The 16,816-nt window shown below is 69.3% G+C and carries 17 protein-coding genes and 2 pseudogenes; 11 read left to right on the top strand and 8 right to left on the bottom strand.

What is annotated here, in order from left to right; genetic code table 11:
- Nucleotides 1-263 precede the first annotated feature (263 nt).
- Nucleotides 264-1,310, top strand: a complete 1,047-nt coding sequence (locus OG257_RS00640; protein ID WP_329204008.1) for a GDSL-type esterase/lipase family protein — start codon at nt 264-266, stop codon at nt 1,308-1,310.
- Between the two features lie 316 nt (nt 1,311-1,626).
- On the opposite strand, the gene OG257_RS00635 is transcribed toward OG257_RS00640, so the two are convergent.
- Nucleotides 1,627-2,646 (bottom strand): DUF389 domain-containing protein, encoded by a 1,020-nt coding sequence (locus tag OG257_RS00635; RefSeq protein WP_329204006.1) that lies wholly within the window; start codon nt 2,644-2,646, stop codon nt 1,627-1,629.
- A gap of 661 nt (nt 2,647-3,307) precedes the next feature.
- On the opposite strand from OG257_RS00635, the gene OG257_RS00630 reads away from it, so the two are divergent.
- The 4 genes from OG257_RS00630 (at nt 3,308) to OG257_RS00615 (ending at nt 7,308) form a co-directional block, all read left to right on the top strand.
- Complete coding sequence (locus tag OG257_RS00630; RefSeq protein WP_329204004.1) at nt 3,308-4,984, top strand: FAD-dependent oxidoreductase; 1,677 nt, start codon at nt 3,308-3,310, stop codon at nt 4,982-4,984.
- Nucleotides 4,981-6,468, top strand: coding sequence for an ATP-binding protein (locus tag OG257_RS00625; protein WP_329204002.1), 1,488 nt, complete (start codon nt 4,981-4,983; stop codon nt 6,466-6,468). The genes OG257_RS00630 and OG257_RS00625 overlap by 4 nt, the downstream gene beginning before the upstream one ends.
- A complete protein-coding gene (locus tag OG257_RS00620; RefSeq protein ID WP_329204000.1) occupies nt 6,465-6,818 on the top strand; it encodes a UBP-type zinc finger domain-containing protein in 354 nt (117 codons plus the stop codon). The genes OG257_RS00625 and OG257_RS00620 overlap by 4 nt, the downstream gene beginning before the upstream one ends.
- Before the next feature lie 310 nt (nt 6,819-7,128).
- Nucleotides 7,129-7,308 carry a hypothetical protein gene (locus tag OG257_RS00615; RefSeq protein ID WP_329215555.1) on the top strand — a complete coding sequence of 60 codons (180 nt, stop codon included), beginning with the start codon at nt 7,129-7,131 and terminating at the stop codon, nt 7,306-7,308.
- 53 nt (nt 7,309-7,361) lie between these two features.
- Here OG257_RS00615 and OG257_RS00610 read toward each other — a convergent pair whose 3' ends face one another.
- Nucleotides 7,362-8,099 carry a VOC family protein gene (locus OG257_RS00610; RefSeq protein WP_329203998.1) on the bottom strand — a complete coding sequence of 246 codons (738 nt, stop codon included), beginning with the start codon at nt 8,097-8,099 and terminating at the stop codon, nt 7,362-7,364.
- Between OG257_RS00610 and OG257_RS00605 the strand changes: the two genes are divergently transcribed.
- Nucleotides 8,098-8,298, top strand: a complete 201-nt coding sequence (locus OG257_RS00605) for a hypothetical protein (protein WP_329203996.1) — start codon at nt 8,098-8,100, stop codon at nt 8,296-8,298. The genes OG257_RS00610 and OG257_RS00605 overlap by 2 nt on opposite strands.
- Before the next feature lie 112 nt (nt 8,299-8,410).
- Here OG257_RS00605 and OG257_RS00600 read toward each other — a convergent pair whose 3' ends face one another.
- Entirely contained in the window at nt 8,411-9,136 is a 726-nt protein-coding gene (locus tag OG257_RS00600) for a DUF1775 domain-containing protein (RefSeq protein WP_329203994.1), read from the bottom strand.
- A 58-nt stretch (nt 9,137-9,194) separates the two neighbouring features.
- Nucleotides 9,195-9,869, bottom strand: coding sequence for a hypothetical protein (locus tag OG257_RS00595; protein ID WP_329203992.1), 675 nt, complete (start codon nt 9,867-9,869; stop codon nt 9,195-9,197).
- 265 nt (nt 9,870-10,134) lie between these two features.
- Here OG257_RS00595 and OG257_RS00590 point away from each other — a divergent pair, with 265 nt between their 5' ends.
- Both OG257_RS00590 and OG257_RS00585 read left to right on the top strand, forming a co-directional pair.
- Complete coding sequence (locus OG257_RS00590; protein WP_329203989.1) at nt 10,135-11,271, top strand: cation diffusion facilitator family transporter; 1,137 nt, start codon at nt 10,135-10,137, stop codon at nt 11,269-11,271.
- Nucleotides 11,268-11,562 (top strand): annotated as a pseudogene (locus OG257_RS00585) (class I SAM-dependent methyltransferase); the annotation flags it as partial. The gene OG257_RS00590 and the pseudogene OG257_RS00585, both read left to right, overlap by 4 nt.
- Before the next feature lie 56 nt (nt 11,563-11,618).
- Here the strand turns inward: OG257_RS00585 and OG257_RS37190 are convergent.
- Together OG257_RS37190 and OG257_RS00580 are read right to left on the bottom strand one after the other, a co-directional pair.
- Nucleotides 11,619-11,870: pseudogene (locus tag OG257_RS37190) on the bottom strand (DUF6368 family protein); the annotation flags it as partial.
- Nucleotides 11,871-12,224: 354 nt separating this feature from the next.
- Entirely contained in the window at nt 12,225-12,956 is a 732-nt protein-coding gene (locus tag OG257_RS00580) for an SDR family NAD(P)-dependent oxidoreductase (protein ID WP_329203987.1), read from the bottom strand.
- 95 nt (nt 12,957-13,051) lie between these two features.
- On the opposite strand from OG257_RS00580, the gene OG257_RS00575 reads away from it, so the two are divergent.
- The gene (locus tag OG257_RS00575) at nt 13,052-13,903 is read left to right on the top strand and encodes a LysR family transcriptional regulator (RefSeq protein ID WP_329203985.1); all 852 of its coding nucleotides are present in this window, start codon (nt 13,052-13,054) and stop codon (nt 13,901-13,903) included.
- Between the two features lie 394 nt (nt 13,904-14,297).
- On the opposite strand, the gene OG257_RS00570 is transcribed toward OG257_RS00575, so the two are convergent.
- Nucleotides 14,298-14,744, bottom strand: coding sequence for an Lrp/AsnC family transcriptional regulator (locus OG257_RS00570; RefSeq protein ID WP_329203983.1), 447 nt, complete (start codon nt 14,742-14,744; stop codon nt 14,298-14,300).
- A 93-nt stretch (nt 14,745-14,837) separates the two neighbouring features.
- Here OG257_RS00570 and OG257_RS00565 point away from each other — a divergent pair, with 93 nt between their 5' ends.
- Nucleotides 14,838-15,656, top strand: a complete 819-nt coding sequence (locus OG257_RS00565) for an LLM class flavin-dependent oxidoreductase (RefSeq protein WP_329203981.1) — start codon at nt 14,838-14,840, stop codon at nt 15,654-15,656.
- Nucleotides 15,653-16,087, top strand: coding sequence for a nucleoside deaminase (locus OG257_RS00560; RefSeq protein ID WP_329203979.1), 435 nt, complete (start codon nt 15,653-15,655; stop codon nt 16,085-16,087). Before OG257_RS00565 ends, OG257_RS00560 begins: the two co-directional genes overlap by 4 nt.
- A gap of 421 nt (nt 16,088-16,508) precedes the next feature.
- On the opposite strand, the gene OG257_RS00555 is transcribed toward OG257_RS00560, so the two are convergent.
- Nucleotides 16,509-16,778 (bottom strand): hypothetical protein, encoded by a 270-nt coding sequence (locus OG257_RS00555; protein ID WP_329203977.1) that lies wholly within the window; start codon nt 16,776-16,778, stop codon nt 16,509-16,511.
- Nucleotides 16,779-16,816 lie beyond the last annotated feature (38 nt).

The raw sequence follows: 16,816 nt of genomic DNA, 5'->3' as shown, positions 1-16,816 counted from the left end.
CTCTCCTTCCGGACGGCAGGCCGTTCCGTCCTCGAGACCGCCTCGCGCCCGGGGCCGCCCCCGCTGCACCCCCGGCGCGGGGCTTCGACCCCGGCAGGACGATCTGCGCCCCGCGCCCACCCATGACCCGCACTCGAGGGCGCCGACTCCGGGCCCGTGCGGGATATTGACGTGCTAGCGACAATCGTGGCTTGATGAATGGGAGCGCTCCCATGATTGCGTAGCGCAGTCCCACTGCCGGCCCACTTCGGGAAGGACCTTCCATGCCCAGCAGACGTCACCCCCTCCTCGCCGCGTTCCTGGCTGCCCTGTTCGTCTTCGCCGCCGGTTTAGGCCTGGCCGGCGCCCCATCCGCCGCCGCCACCGGGACGACCCCAGTACGGATCATGCCGCTCGGCGACTCCATCACCGGCTCCCCGGGCTGCTGGCGCTCCCTCCTCTGGAACCAGCTGCAGAACGCCGGTTACACCGATATCGACTTCGTCGGCACGCTGAGCGCCCAGAGCTGCGCCCTCACGCACGACGCCGACAACGAGGGCCACGGCGGCTTCCTGGCCACTGCCACCGCCGACCAGGACCTGCTGCCCGGATGGCTGGCGGCGACAGTGCCGGACATCGTTGTCATGCACTTCGGTACCAACGACGTCTGGAGCAGCATCGCGCCGGACACCATCCTTGCCGCGTACACCAAGCTGGTCGGCCAGATGCGGGCCAGCAACCCGGCGATGAAAGTGCTGGTCGCCCAGCTCATCCCGATCAATCCGAGCAGCTGCGCCGAGTGCGCCGCTCGTACTGTCGCCTTCAACCAGCGTATTCCGGCCTGGGCCGACGGCATCACCACCGCGCAGTCGCCGGTAACCGTCGTCGACCAGTGGACGGGCTTCGACACGGCCACCGACACCTACGACGGCGTCCACCCCAACGCCTCCGGCGACGCCAAGATGGCGGGCCGTTGGTACCCGGCGCTTTCGGCCCTGCTCACCCCGGGGAACCCAGGGGACCCGGGGAGTGGTGGCTGCTCGGCGACCTTCCGGGCGGTGTCAGCGTGGCAGGGCGGCTATCAGGGTGAGGTGACGGTGACCAACACCTCGTCCACGGCGGCAATCTCTTCATGGGCGGTTGCCCTCGCACTCCCGGCGGGCAGTCAGCTCACTCAGGTCTGGAACGGAGCGCTGACCGGGACGACGGTGCGCGACGCCGGGTGGAACGGCGCGGTGAAGGCGGGGGCCAGTACCACCTTCGGTTTCCTCGCGAGTACGTCGGCTGCGGCGGGCACGCCGTCGGTAGCGGCCACGTGTTCGGCGTCTTGATGAGGTCGTCCACGCCGTAATGGTCGAGCCCCCGCAGGTCGCGGTCCGCGCCGGTCCGGTCCGTGTGGTTGCGCCAGTGGGTGTCGGCGGGGCAAGCCTCCGACACCCCGCCGGGCGGTCAGTGAGGGCTACCCGACGCACCTGGAGGGTACTCATCGGTCAGACGGACCAGCGGACGATACGGCTTGCGCTCGTCGGTTGCGGATCGATGTACGCCGCTCATGAGCCCCCATAGTTCGGCGTCGTACAACTCGTACACCGCCCCATTCCTCCAACAGGCCGCGGTGCCGGATCGGATGGTCCGGCAGTCGTGGCGTCAGCCGAGCGTGGAGTACCGAATGGTGCAGGTGTCGGTGTCGGCGGGGCACCACTGGGTGCGGCCTCCCACCAGATGGAGCTCCAGGTCCACATCGCGTATGCCGTGGGTGTCGAGGGCGGCGCGCAGTGCGGTGGGGGAGGGCGGGGGAGGGAGGCCGAGCACTCCGATGACGACAACGCCGTTGCGGGCCTTGACGGAGATGATCTGCCACTTGCCTGCCTTGGCCCACTTCTCGGCAAGGGGACGGGCATCGGCTGCCAGGGCACGGTCCCGGGCCACGGTATACGTGCCGGTCGTGAGGGGGATGGCGATAAGGAGGACGAGGACGATCACCGCTGCCAGGGTGCGGCCGTGGAACCGGCTCACCTGGTAGCCGGACTTTCTTGCTGCGGCCGGGATGCCGTAGACGAGGAAGACGACGGTGCCGGTCGCGACGATGGCCGCGACGTTGGTGGTGAACAGCAGTGCGGCCTCTCCCGCGTCGTGGTAGCGGCCGACAGTGATGAGGAGGCCGGTCACGGAGAGCGGCGGCACCAGCGAGATGGCGATCGCGACGCCCGGCACGGTGTCGGAGATGTCGGTGCGGACCAGGGCGAATGCGCCAACCGTCCCGGTGGCCAGGGCCGCCAGCAGGTCGATGAGGCGGGGGCTGATGCGGGAGGAGATCTGACTGTTGGAGACGAAGGCGTCCGGCGGAGCGGCGACCCAGCCAAGCAGTATGCCGACGGAGACGACCGCGAGTGCGCCTCCCAGCGCCAGCAGCACGCACCGCAGCAGTTGGGCTCGGTCGGCGAGGACGAGGGCCAGGGCGCTTCCCAGGATCGGTGTCATCAGTGGTGCCACGATCATGGCGCCGATGACGGTGGCTGTGGAGTCGCCCACCACACCCGCACTCGCGATGACCGCGGCCAGCACGAGCAGTACCCAGAAGCGGGTCGAGCCGGGGCTGCGCAGCCCGCGTTCGATGAACAGGCTGTCGGCCATCCGGCCGACGGTGGCCGAGTCCACAGCCGCCATCGTTTTCCCTTCCCGAGCGGACGCTGACGTTCAGTCACGATCGCCGTCACTGGGCACGTGCGGAGGGCACCGGCACTGGTGAAGGTGGTCGGAGTCCGTACGCGAGTCGCATAGGCAACTCTGGCGTGTTTGCAGCCTGGAGCAAGGAAGCATGGCCGGACTCGTCGCACGCGCCTACGGTTTGCGGGACTGCCTCGACCGCGGGTCTCGTCTGCTGCGACACAGAGGGAGTGCGAGAGATCGCGTCTGCGGTGGCTGAAGCGGTGGGCCAGAGGCGTACCGAGGCGGTTGCTCGTCGGGCCGCGTCAGCGGCTTTGGGTATGTGACCTGCGGTTTCAGCGTGGGACGGGCGTGCGAAGACATTCGCCGTGGGATTTCCGTCGGGCCCGTCCTGGGCGGTTCGTGCTCGGCGTGGGGGGCGGCCGGCCAGTGCTTGCCATCGGTCGAAGGCCTTCTGGCGGGGGCCATCATTCGGCTACGTCACCCCACAGGGGCGAGGTCGATCCGGGACCCCGTCACGACGGCGCCCGGGCGCGGATGCACCCTTCGCGGCCTTTCGGTATACGAGGCCTCCCCGCGTGCCAGGGCGGGGACCGGCGATCGAACCTACGATGGGGGGAGCCGGTGCGGGCAGTTCCCACAGCACGCAGGGCGGAGGAGCATGGCGCAGGCCACTGACGCAGGACGGACCGTCATTCTGACGGTGGACGACGACCCGGCGGTGTCGCGAGCCATCGCGCGGGATCTGCGGCGCAAGTACGGGGGCGATTACCGGATCGTGCGGGCCGAATCCGGAGAGTCCGCCCTCGAGGCGCTGCGCGAGCTGAAGCTGCGGGGCGATCTGGTGGCCGTGATCCTCGCCGACTACCGAATGCCGCAGATGAACGGCATTGAGTTCCTGGAAGAGGCCATTGGCGTGTACCCGGGGGCGCGGCGGGTGCTGCTGACCGCGTACGCGGACACCAACGCCGCCATCGACGCGATCAACGTCGTCGACCTGGACCACTACCTGCTCAAGCCCTGGGACCCGCCGGAGGAGAAGCTCTATCCGGTCGTGGACGACCTCCTCACTGCCTGGCGCTCCAGCGACTTCCGGCCGGTGCCCGCCACCAAGGTGGTGGGGCACCGGTGGTCGGCGCCCTCCTCACGCGTACGCGAGTTCCTGGCCCGCAACCAGGTGCCCTACCGCTGGTACTCCTCGGACGAGCCCGAGGGACGTCGGCTGCTGGAGGCGGCCGGTGCCGACGGCCGTAGCCTGCCGCTGGTCCTCACCCCGGACGGCACGGTGCTGACCGAACCGGAGTCGGCCGACCTCGCCGCGCATGTCGGCCTCGCAACCGTGCCGACCGCCGAATTCTACGACCTGGTGGTGATCGGCGGCGGGCCCGCCGGGCTCGGAGCGGCCGTGTACGGGGCCTCCGAGGGACTGCGGACGGTACTGGTCGAGCGGTCGGCGACAGGCGGCCAGGCCGGCCAGAGCTCCCGGATCGAGAACTACCTGGGCTTTCCCGATGGTGTCTCCGGTGCCCAGCTCACGGACCGTGCCCGCCGTCAGGCGACCCGTTTCGGAGCCGAGATCCTCACTGCCCGCGAGGTCACCGGGCTGGAGGCCAACGGCGCCGCACGCGTTGTGCGCTTCTCCGACGGTTCGGCCGTCGCCGCTCACAGCGTCATCCTGGCGACCGGGGTGTCCTACCGGAAACTCGGCGCCCCGGGCTGCGACGACCTGACGGGGCGAGGTCTGTATTACGGCTCCTCGCTCACCGAGGCGTCGTCCTGCGAGGGGCAGGACGTGTACATCGTCGGCGGCGCGAATTCCGCCGGGCAGGCCGCCGTGTTCCTTTCACGGGGTGCGAAGTCGGTGACGCTGCTGGTGCGCGGCGAGTCCCTGACCGCGTCGATGTCCTACTACCTTGTGCAGCAGATCGAGGAGGCCCCGAACATCAAGGTCCGTCTTCGGACGGTCGTGAACGCGGCCCACGGCGCGGAGCACTTGGAGCGCCTGACGCTGAGGGACGCGGTGACCGGTGAGAGCGAGGTGGTCGACGCGCAGTGGATGTTCGTCTTTATCGGCGCGGCCCCGCTGACGGACTGGCTCGACGGGACGGTGCTGCGCGACCGGAACGGCTTCATCCTCGCCGGACCTGACCTGACTCCGGACGGACGGCCGCCGGCCGGCTGGGAGCTCGACCGACCCCCCTACCACCTGGAGACCAGTGCCCCCGGCGTGTTCGTGGCGGGTGACGCACGCGCCCTGTCCGCGAAGCGCGTCGCCTCCGCCGTGGGTGAGGGCGCGATGGCCGTGATGCTCGTCCACCGGTATCTGGAGCAGTCATGAACGCGGAGGTCATGCCGTGCGACCGGCAGGAGATCGGGTCGCTGTTCCTGTTCGAGAAGCTCTCCCCCCAGCAACTCGGGAGGCTGTGCGCCGAGGGCCGCGTGGAACGGTTCGAGCCCGGCCCCGTGTACGTCGAAGGCTCCCCGGCCACGTGCTTCTACGTGATGATCGAGGGCACCGTGGTCCTCTCCCGCCGTGTCGGTGGGCAGGATGTGGAGGTCAGCCGCACGTCACAACGCGGTGTCTACGCAGGCGCGATGCAGGCGTATCTGGGCGATCAGGTGCCCCAGACATACAACAACTCGATGCGGGTGACGGAGCCGACCCGGTTCTTCGTCCTGCCCGCGCAGTCGTTCGCGGACGTCATGCAGGAGTGGTTCCCCATGGCGGCGCACCTGCTGGAGGGCCTGTTCTTCGGGTCCAGGAACACCCAGCGGGCCATCGGGCAGCGCGAACGTCTGCTGGCTCTCGGCTCACTGTCCGCAGGACTGACGCACGAGCTCAACAACCCGGCGGCGGCCGCCGTCCGCGCGACGGCGACGCTGCGGGAACGGGTCGGCAGGATGCGGCACAAGCTGTCCCTGATCGCGCAGGGCACGTACTCGCGCGAGGCGCTGGCCTCGCTCATCGAGATCCAGGAACGCACCGCCGAACGCGTCGCCAAGGCACCGGCGCTGAGCGCTTTGGAGGCGGCGGACCGGGAGGACGAGATCAGCGACTGGCTCGACGACCATGGAGTGCCGGAGGGCTGGCAGATCGCGCCCACGTTCGTACAGGCGGGACTGGACACGGACTGGCTGGAACAGGTCGCGGCGACCGTGGACGTGGAGATCCTGCCCGGAGCCGTCGGCTGGCTCAACTACACGGTCGAGACCGAGCTGTTGATGGACGAGATCGACGATTCCACCACCCGCATCTCGCACCTGGTGGACGCGGCCAAACAGTACGCACAACTCGACCGGGCTCCGTACCGCGACGTCGACGTCCACGAACTCCTCGACAGCACACTGCTCATGCTGTCCGGCAAGATCGGCCCTCAGGTCCACTTGGTCAAGGAGTACGACCGCTCCCTGCCGGAGGTGCCCGCCTTTCCGGCGGAGTTGAACCAGGTGTGGACCAACCTCGTCGACAACGCGGTGCAGGCCATCCGCGGCGCCGGCGGTGAGGGGACGCTGACGGTGCGCACGGCCCGGGAAGGCGACCGGCTGCTGGTGGAGTTCCGCGACACGGGACCGGGGGTGCCCGAGGAGATCCGCAGCCGCATCTTCGACCCGTTCTTCACCACCAAGCCGGTCGGCGAGGGCACTGGTCTGGGGCTTGATATCTCCTGGCGGATCGTCGTCAACAAGCACCACGGCAGCATCGAGGTCGAGTCCGTGCCGGGGGACACCCGGTTCCGGGTGCTGCTGCCCCTGACCACCCCCCAAGCGGGGGCCGATGCCCGACCCGAAGATGGGGCGAGGACAACCGAGGAGTCTTCATGACCGAGATCGATGGAATCGACCCGAGCGTCCCGCCCAGTGGCACCGGCTGCGTGGACTGCGACACGGCGGGCGGCTGGTGGTTCCACCTGCGGAGATGCGCCCAGTGCGGGCACGTCGGCTGCTGCGACTCCTCTCCCGGGCAGCACGCCAGCGCCCACTGGAGGTCCAGCGGGCACCCGGTGATGCAGAGCTTCGAGCCGGGCGAGGAGTGGTACTTCAACTTCGCCACCGGCGACCTGTACGAGTCCGGGCCGGCGCTGGCCCCACCGGGTGACCACCCGGCCGGCCAGCCGACCCCCGGCCCGTCCGACCGAGTCCCGCAGGACTGGCAACAGTTGCTGCACCGCTGACCGCAACACCTGCCGTGTCCGGCGGACCGGCGTGGACGGGCATTGGGCCGCCGGACCGTGCCGACTCGGCGAGCTTGTGTGCGCGGCGGACTACGCGGCCGCGATGCGCAAGACCTGGCGTCCACACGTGAGGCACGGCGTGGAACCCGATGTCCGCGGTGCCCGCAAGCCGCAATGGGTAGCTGAGAACGCCACCAACCCGCTCAGCGATCGGGATGGCCGCGAGCACATACCTCCTACCAGGTATCGCAAGGCTGTTGCTCCCGATGCCGTTCAGATCGGCTCGCCTTGACCAGTGCAAACCCGTGCCGTGCAAGCTCGCGAACCTGTTTCCCCAGCCATCGTCGACCGCCTCACCTTCAACGGCACCATCATCGAGACCGGCACCGACTCCTGCCGGCTCGCCTCGACCCGGGCGCGGGCCGAGGTGCCGGCGAAAGTCGTCCGACTATGGCGGGCTCCTACTCGATTCTCCGGCGGCATGCACTGACGCCACGCGGTCTTCGCCGCCGACCCGAAAACGGCCGGAGCCGTTGCTCAAGGTCAGCGAGGGGTGAGGAGGCAGAACTCGTTGCCTTCCGGATCGGCCAGAACCGTCCAGGAGATTGCGGACTGGTCGATACCGGGGTCGGTGGCGCCCAGAGCGCGAAGTCGGGCTTCCTCGGCTGCCAGGTCGTCACCCGGGTACGGGCAGACGTCGAGGTGGACGCGGTTCCACACGCTCTTGGTGTCGGGGGTACGGAGGAACTCCAGGTAGGGGCCGACGCCCTTGGCGGAACGCATGGCCGCGCGGTCGTCGGTGACCTCGTGCAGCGTCCAGTCGATGGCCTCGCCCCAGAACCGGGCCATCCCTCGTGGGTCGGTGCAGTCGACCACCACCGCGGCGATCGGCCCGGTGTCCCGGTAGATCGGACGGGGCTCCAGGACGCAGAACTCGTTGCCCTCCGGGTCGGCCATGACCGTCCAGGGGACGTCACCCTGACCCACGTCGGCGAGCGTCGCGCCGAGATCCTTCAGGCGCGCGACCAACTCCGACTGGTGGGCGGTCGAGGTGGTGGCCAGATCAAGGTGCACCCGGTTCTTCACCGTTTTGGGTTCCGGGCGGGCGACGATGTCGATGCAGACGGCCGTGGGGTCGGGGTAGGCGAAGCCCTCGGGTTCGAGGTTGGTCACGCCGGGTCCCTCGCTGTCGACACCCCAACCGAGTGCCTCCGCCCAGAACCGGCCGAGCACGGAGTCGTCCCGGGCCTTCATATTGATCTGCACGAGTCTTGTTGCCATGTCCCAGATCCTAAAAGCTCCCGTGATCAGACATGTGCTCGACCCGATGCTGACCGTGATCGCCCCTTTCGACGTCGCCGCGGCCCGCCTGCAGGAGTTCGTCGAACAGCTCGGCCAACGGTTCGCGAACCAGCCCGGATCATCGGCCGAGGATCAAAACCGGTTTCATCCCGTCCTATTGAGACGAGCTCGCTCATGACCACCGCTGAACGCTCGACGGCCTGTGTCCGCAGCGCACCCGGGAAAGCGATCGACTGCCTTCGGCGAACCGTGCGACCTCAGCAGGTGAAGCCGGGGTCGCACGGAATCGGTCAGGCGCTAGTGGTGTTCGAGCGGCGCTTGAACCACCACCACGCGCCGCCTGCCAGGGCGATGACCACGATGGCCAGGGTGATGGGCAGCGCCGCAGAGGTTCCGCCTTCGTCATCGCTCTTATCGTCCGCAGTTGCTGCTGGGGCGGTCTCTGCCGCAGCGGAAGAGGCGGGGGCGGGCGTTGTGGGAGCCGGGGCGGTGGGCTCGGCGCTGGGGCTGGGACTGACCGCTTCGGCGCCGGGTGCGGCTGACTTCAAGGTGAGGACGGGGGCGGAGGAACCATGGCCGTGGCCGTCGGCAGACTTCTTCAGTTCGATCCAGCGGTCGATGCGGCCGTCGCTGTAGGACTGCAGGGTCTTGAAAGCGAGGGACTTGGCGTCCGGCAGTTGGCGGACGGTGACGGCGTACTCGGCGTCCTCGCCCGCGGGGACGGCCGGGCCCGCGACGGTGTAGCCGTCGTCGCCTGCTGTGAACGTCCAGCCCTTGGGGCCTTTCTTGTAGGTGACATCTCCGGGAGCCAGACCCTTGGGCAGGATCACCTGCAGTTTGGTGATGCCGGCCGAGGCGGACTCGGACTCCGCGGCAAAGCTCAGAGTGACGTTCTGGGAGAGGGCACGGGCGTCGTCCGCCTCGACCTCCACATGGGCCGACGCGGAACCGGCCGCGGCAAGAGCTGCGAGCGCGGCGGCCGTGATGACGGCGCTGCGGGCATGGGTACGGGACACGGGAACTCCTCAGACGAGGTGCGGTGGCGCCGGTGCGCGCGAGGCACACCGAAAGGACTCAGACGAAGGGGATCGCTCGCGTCATCGGAGGTCCTCGGCGCACTACCGCGTGTGCCAGCAGTACCCAGTGGCCGGGCCGGGAGGGCTCCCGCAGGCGTGTGGCAGGAGGTGCCTGCTGACCGCACACGTGCCGTGTGCCCGTGGATGGCTTGAGCCTGCGGAGCAGGTTGCTCAGGTGGACACCGGCTGCGGCTGCTGCCCGGCATGCCCTCTCGGCCTGCTGGACGCCCCAGGCGACCAGCAGCGCGGCTGTCAGATGGGCTGCTGTCATTGCCGTGGTGGCGTGCTCGCTGTTGTTCCAGAGCTGGTGAGCCTGCGGCATGGAGTGATGGGCGGCATGGTGCACGGCGGCCGCGCCCGGCGCCGGGTGCGGCGAGGCCTGCTGGAGCCACCAGTGCAAAGCGCCCTGGGCGCCCCCGGTGGCGGCCCACACCACGGTCAGCGAACGTGTCCGACGCACCACGGGCAGGACCAGCAGGAACAGTGCCGCGGCGGCGAGCAGCCCGGCCCGCCAGGTCGGTCCGTGGCCGGAGACCAGGTGGTGAGAGCTGGCGGCGAGCGCGGTGCCGGCCACTGCGAAGACCGCTGCGCGGGCAGCGACGAGCGGCGCGCCGTCCCTGGGCCCTGGGCCGATCCGGTGCGCTGCACGGGCAGGTGAGACCGTCCACAGCATGGCGGGTCCATCATGAGCGATACCTGGCCGGCCGATGGTGCGAACCCTGTCATCCGTTCCCACCGGAGGGCACGGGTGTGTTTCTCCGCCCACTTTTCAGCCACCCCAACCAGCCTTCCCGCCTCACTCGGGCTGAGAGGTAGCGGCCCGACCTGGATATCGTCGACCTGCTGCCCCCGGCGCGCTGTTGCGAGTACATCGCACCTGTTCACAGCGGGTATGACGGCCATAGCTGCAAACGAGTCCGTGTGCCACGGTGGCGGGCATGGAGGGTAATCAGTACGCCCACACCCACGACCATCACCGCGAGCACGCAGCGGCCCACGATCCCGGCCACACAGGTAACGAGCATCGGCACGGGCCGGCAAGTTCCCGGCTGGGCCGACTGCGGCACCAGCTCGCTCACGTGGTCACGCCGCACAGTCACGAGGCCGGCGACAAGGTCGATTCGGCGATGGAGACCTCCCGCGAAGGAATGCGCACCCTGTGGATCTCACTCGCCGTCCTGGGAGTAACCACCGTCGTCCAGGCCGTGATCGTCGCCCTGTCCGGGTCGGTGGCACTGCTCGGCGACACGATCCACAACGCTGCCGACGCCCTGACCGCCATCCCGCTGGGGATCGCGTTCCTGCTCGGGCGCAGGGCGGCGAACCGCCGCTACACCTACGGATACGGCCGCGCCGAGGACCTCGCCGGCATCCTCATCGTGGCGACCATCGCCGCCTCCGCCGCACTGGCCGCCTGGGTCGCCGTCGACCGCCTCCTCGACCCCCAGGACATCACCCACCTGTGGGCGGTTTCTGCCGCCGCGCTGACCGGGTTCATCGGCAACGAGTGGGTCGCCCGCTACCGCATCCGCACCGGAAGGAAGATCGGCTCCGCCGCCCTGGTCGCCGACGGACTGCACGCCCGCACCGACGGCTTCACCTCCCTCGCCGTCCTCCTGGGCTCCGGAGGCGCGGCACTCGGCTGGCAGGCAGCCGACCCGGTCGTCGGCCTGCTCATCACCGCCGCGATCCTGTTCGTCCTCAAGGACGCCGCCCGCGAGGTGTACCGACGCCTGATGGACTCCGTCGACCCCGCCCTCGTCACCACCGCGGAGCACGCGCTGCGCGCAGTGAACGGTGTGCGGGACATCGGGCCGGTACGGATGCGGTGGATCGGCCACGCCCTGCGCGCCGAGGCCGACATCGTCGTCGACGCACACCTCACGGTCGTCCAGGCCCACGAGTTGGCGGTCGCTGCCGAACACGCACTCATCCACGCCGTACCCAGGCTGACCGCCGCGACCGTCCACACCGATCACGCCCCCACCACCGGCACCGACCCGCACGCCGTGCTCGCCCACCACGGCGATCGCACCGGGGCGATGCCAGTGCCGGCTGAAAGGGTCCACGGATGACGAACCCCGCTGCTACTGCCGCCTACTGGGACACCGCTGCCCCGACTTCGTCGACGAGCCGGACCATGGCTTGCGGGCTGCGGAAACCCGCGCCGCGTGGGCCGGGCTCCTGTCCGCATGGCTACCGTCCGGCCTGGCAGACGTGCTGGACGTCGGCTGCGGCACCGGATCCCGCTCCGAACTGATCGCGAAAGCTGGCCACAGGGTCACCGGCGTGACCTGTCCCCGCGGATGGTCGAGCAGGCCCGGAGCAAACTCCGGGCAGCCGGGCTCGAAGGCCAATTCCTGGTGTGGTTCACCGAGCCCGAGCAGCCGGCGCCGACTACCAACCCCTGCACCGGTGGACGAGCGAAGGCCGAGCAGTCCTCGTCCTCGGCAGGCATCTCCTCGTCCTCTGACAGGAAGAACACGTCAACACCGGCTGGATCGAAGGACCGCAGGCCCAGGACCGAACCGTCTCGCACCCAGAAATCCACATCACCGCCGGCATTGGCCTCCACCGGGTGGCAGAAGGCCTCCAAGCACGGGACCACATCGGCCAGGATGTCCGCGAACCCGCGAGGTTCGAAGAGCCACAGTCCAACTGCCGGTCCCGACATGCCACCCCCAGAGCCTCGTGGCCCAAGTGCCACCGGACCCGGTTCTTCCAGGACCCGGCGACGGGCGTCTGATCATTCGTGACGTGACGCGGTAGTTGGAACCATGGGGATGTGGTGACCTTGCGACGCGGACCCCCGGGTCACGATTGTTGGAACCACATGGTTACGCTGCTTGCAGCCTGCGGTGAATTGCCATCGATGCTGGAACCAGTAGCGGCGCGGAGCGTTGCCCGAAGCACCGGAGCGTCGGTCGGGGCGGCCGAAGCAGTCGATGAACCTGCTCGAGACGCGCGGGCGAAGCGGCTTCACCCTGGTGGCTGCGCGGGTGATGACCGCTGTGCACCGCCGTGCACTTCACCAGGGCACTACGCCGGCGTCCTCGAAGAACTGGCCCGTCGGGCCGTCGTCGGGCAGGGTCGCGAGTTTGATGGCGATGGCCGCGCCCTGTTCGGGGGTGCGCACGCCCCGGAAGCCGTTGAGATCGGTCGCGACGTAGCCGGGGCAGCCGGCGTTGATCAGGATGTTCGTGCCGCTCAGCTCCCGGGCGTACTGGAGGGTGACGGCATTCAGGAACGTCTTCGACGGCGAGTACGCCACGGCCACTGGACCGCTGGTCAGCTCACCAGCGGTCCCTGACTGCCGGGTGAGGGAGCCGACACTGCTGGACATGTTCACGATCCGCGGTGAGGCAGAGCGGCGCAGCAGCGGCATCATCGCGTTGGTGACGCGGATGACGCCGATGACGTTGGTCTCCACGACCGTGCGGATCGTGGCGGGGTCGACGAGGGTGGGCTCCTGGGCCGTGCCGCCTGCGATGGCGGCGTTGTTGACGAGCACGTCGAGGCGCCCGGCCTGTTCCTCGATCAGCCGCGCGGCGGCTGTCGCGCTCGCGTCGTCGGTCACGTCCAGCGGTACGCCGAACGCGTCGACGCCAGCCGCGCGCAGTCTCTCCACCGCGGCCTTGCGACGCTGATCGTCGCGGGCGCCGACGCCGATGCTCCAACCGAGGGCGCCCAGGCCCGCGGCGATCTCGTAGCCGATTCCCTTGTTTGCGCCGGTGACCAGCGCAATGGTTCGTTCGCTCATGGGGACCATGCTGCTCTCGGACCCCGACGGGGGTCCAAGACCGATTGGGTGGGCAACGATACCTTCCAGGTATTGATCCGGAGTACCGTGGCCGGATGGAGACCAGGGAACTGCGCTACTTCGTCGCTGTCGCCGAAGAGTTGCACTTCGGGCGCGCCGCGCAGCGGCTCGGGATCGCACAGCCGCCTCTGTCACGGGCGATCCAGCAGCTCGAACGCCGACTCGGGGCAGCGCTGCTGGATCGGACCAGCCGCACCGTCACGCTGACCGAAGCCGGCTCGGTGCTGCTGGCCGAGGGTCGGGCGGCCCTCGAAGCGGTCGAAGCGGCCGAGCGCAGGACCCGACGCGCCGCCCTTCCCCCGACCGGCCGTCCCGGCCTGGTCCTGGTCACGAAGGCCAGCGCGTCCCGTGAACTGCTGGCGAAACTGCTGGACGCGTACGCCGCCGAACCCGGCGCAGTCCCCGTCGACGTCATCCTGTGCGGCCCGGCCGAGCAGGAACGACTTCTGCGCGAGGGCCGGGCCGACGTGGCGCTACTGCACCGGCCGTTCGACTCGACGGCCGGGTTCCACACCGAAGAACTCAGCACGGAGGGCCAGGTTGTGGTCCTGCCGGCCGGGCATCCGCTCACCGTCCGGACCCATGTGCACATGGCCGACATCACCGGGCTGCCCGGCCTGCCCATGCCACGCTGGCCCGACCCCGAGGGCACCTATCCGCCCGGCCCCGGCCCGCAGGTCCGCGACCACGCGCAGTTGTTGCAGCTCGTCGCGCTCGGCCGTGCTTGCGCGGTCTCACCGGAGTCGTGCCGGGCTCAACTGCACGGTGACCTCGCCGCCGTGCCCGTTCTGGACGCGCCGAAAGTCACCGCCGTGATCGCCTGGCCGCCGCACAGTCGGTCCAGAGCCGTCGCCGACCTTGTCCGGACTGCGACCCGTCTCCGGTAGTCCCAGATCAAGAAGCTCGGCAACATCCCTGACGGCCGCGGTGGCAGATCCTTGCGCGGCGCGATCACCCCACTGAGTCGCGGATGGCCGGCGATCGTCGTACACAGGGAAGATGAGCGAGGGCGAGCCATCGTGGCATCCGGGCGAGGCCGTGCCGGGCCATGGGATCTACGCGTGTGACTGCGGGGGCGGGCATCACCGGCGTACAGACGTGAAGGGGCACCGTTTCCCGCCCTTACCTTCCGACTGCAAGGCGACCGCGCCAGAAGCGAGACCTTCAGCGACGGCCGAAGCCCTGGCCCCCAACCCTTTACGGGTGCAGTTCGTCTGCTGATGTCGTCGGGCCTGGTGCACCCAGACCACATCTGCGCACCGACGGCCGGTCAGCTGTTCGTCAGGGCTGGGCGGGTCCGCGATAGGGCAGCGTCTGGCTGTAGACCACGCTGGTGGTGGTGCTGCCGAAGCCGGCCAGCTCGTCCATGAGTGTCTCCAGGTGCTCCATGGATGTCGCGGCCACCTTCAGGGTGTAGCAGTCGTCGCCGGTGGTACGCAGGCACTCCAGGATCTCCCGTCTGTCGGCGAGGAGCCGGTGCAACGGTTGGTGGCGGTTGCCCGGGTACTTCAACCGGACCACGGCGAGCACGGGGTAGCCGGCCTTCGCCAGGTCGACCACGGCGCGGTAGCCGGTGATGACGCCCATCGCCTCCAGGCGCCGCACCCGTTCAGTGGTGGCTGACGGGCTGAGACTCACGCGCCGTCCCAACTCGCTGAGGGAGATGCGCGCGTCCTGTTGCAGCTCGTTGATGATCGCCCAGTCGATCTCGTCAAGATTCCCGGCCATATGGCGATTGTACGGGGAAATTGACGGCAAGACGTCGGGTCGACCGGGAGTAGCAGCTTCCAAACTTCTTGATCGCTGAGATAATCTTCGCTCATGCAACTTGGCGTCAACGTACCGAACTTCGGGCCCGGAACCGATCCCGGCGTGCTGCGCGAGTGGGCACAGGTCGTGGAGGGACTCGGTTTCGACCTCCTCATGGTGTCGGATCACGTGGCCGTCACCCCGGACGTGGCCGTGCGCTATCCGGCGCCGTTCTACGAGCCGTTCACCACGCTGTCCTGGCTGGCCGGCATCACCAACAGGGTGCGGCTGGGCACGACAGTGCTCGTACTGCCCTACCGGCATCCGCTGCTGGTGGCGCGCATGGCCACCAACCTCCACCAGCTCAGCGGTGGCCGGCTCGTGCTCGGGGTGGGCGTCGGCTGGGCACGTCAGGAGTTCGAGGCGCTCGGCGTGCCGTTTACCACGCGCGGCAGGCTGACCGACGAGAATCTCGTCGCCCTGCGGAAAGCCTGGCACGAGGAGGCAGGCGAGCACACCGCCCCGATTCCCGTCTGGGTCGGCGGCAACAGCGAGGCGGGGATCCGGCGCGCCATCAGGTTCGGCGACGCCTGGCATCCGCTTCGGGGCACCCTTCCCTGGATGCGGTCGGTCGTGACGAGCCACTCACTGCCGGCGTTCGCGCCCCGCATCGCCCTGCGGCTGACCACCGCACCGATAGACGACACCGAGCGGCTCGCGGGCACCGGCACCCTCGAGCAGATCCTTGATGATCTCGACCAGCTGCACCGCCTCGGCGCCGACACCGTCGTGCTCGACCCGTACCACGGAGACCCAGAGGACACCCGCCGGCCACACGCGGCCTGGCAGGCGCTCACCGCCGTAGCCGCACACTGGAGGACCGCATCGTGATCACCACTGCCGACGAGGACCTGCTGCGGCGGGCCATCGCCATCGCAGCCCATGCCACCACCCTGGGCGACGCGCCGTACGGCTCCCTGCTGGCCGGCCCGGACGGCACGATCCTCGTCGAAGCCCATAACACCGTGCGCCGTGACAACGACATCAGCGCCCACCCAGAGCTGAAACTCGCCCGCTGGGCGGCCCGCGAACTTGACCCCGACACGGCCGCCCGCACCACCATGTACACCAGCTGCCAGCCGTGCGGCATGTGCGCCGGCGGCATCATCCGCTCCGGACTCGGCCGTGTCGTCTACGCGCTCTCCACCGAGCAACTCATCGAACTCAACCCGGAGTCAGGCACCTGGCCGACGACAGCGCAGGACGGCCCGGCTCTGTTCGACGAGGCACGCACCCCCATCGAGGACTACTACCGACCGTAACGGCTGCGAGTCGGCTGACGGCCCTCACCGCTTCAGACTGCGACCGGGTGCCGGCACCCGGCGAGGGGGCCTTCGGCCGTGATCAGGGAGGGGCTGCCTGAGGGCCCCGGCATCTGCCGGAGACCGAGCGTGGGACCAGCATCCTGCGCGACGGCGGCACCCCCGCCTCCGCGACGGGAGGGCGCGGTTTGGCTCTAGGCCAATCGGGTCCGCCCGGCTTTGCTCCTGGCTGCGCCCGTTGCGCAGCATGGCATTCCTGATTGACGGCGCGGACGAGGGCGGCGCCAGGTCCAACTGGGCGGTCCGGGGCCGGCCAGGCAAGCATCCGGGAAGCCGTGACATCTCGCGCATCCAGCTCAGGTGAGGCCTCGGCCGGGCGGCAAGGCGTGATGCTGGAATTGTTCGCGGCGTTCGGACGGTGTCATCTTGGGGTCAGCGACACCCTCACGTCGCCGTTCGCGACGGAGTATGAACCGCCCTGCTCCACGGCCGCGCTCCCCTCCGTGAGCACCCTTGAGCGCACTTCAGCGGCACTCTTGTTCAAGGTCCGCCGCTCCGCAGGGCTCAGGGCAACCCGCTCCTGGATGCGCTCGACAGACTTGTCCAGGGCGGCCACGGCCCCCGCGATGTCGTGCACGTCACCGCCTGCCAACGCAATCCCAGAGACTTCCCAGGACATGTAGAGACCCATTGGGGCAGGGTATGCCGTCCAGGTCAGCGGAGCACCCG

This window comes from Streptomyces sp. NBC_00683, from assembly GCF_036226745.1.
Classification (GTDB): Bacteria; Actinomycetota; Actinomycetes; order Streptomycetales; family Streptomycetaceae; genus Streptomyces.
The sequence above is the reverse complement of the archived record's forward strand: the minus strand, read 5'-3'. Positions and strand labels throughout refer to the sequence as shown.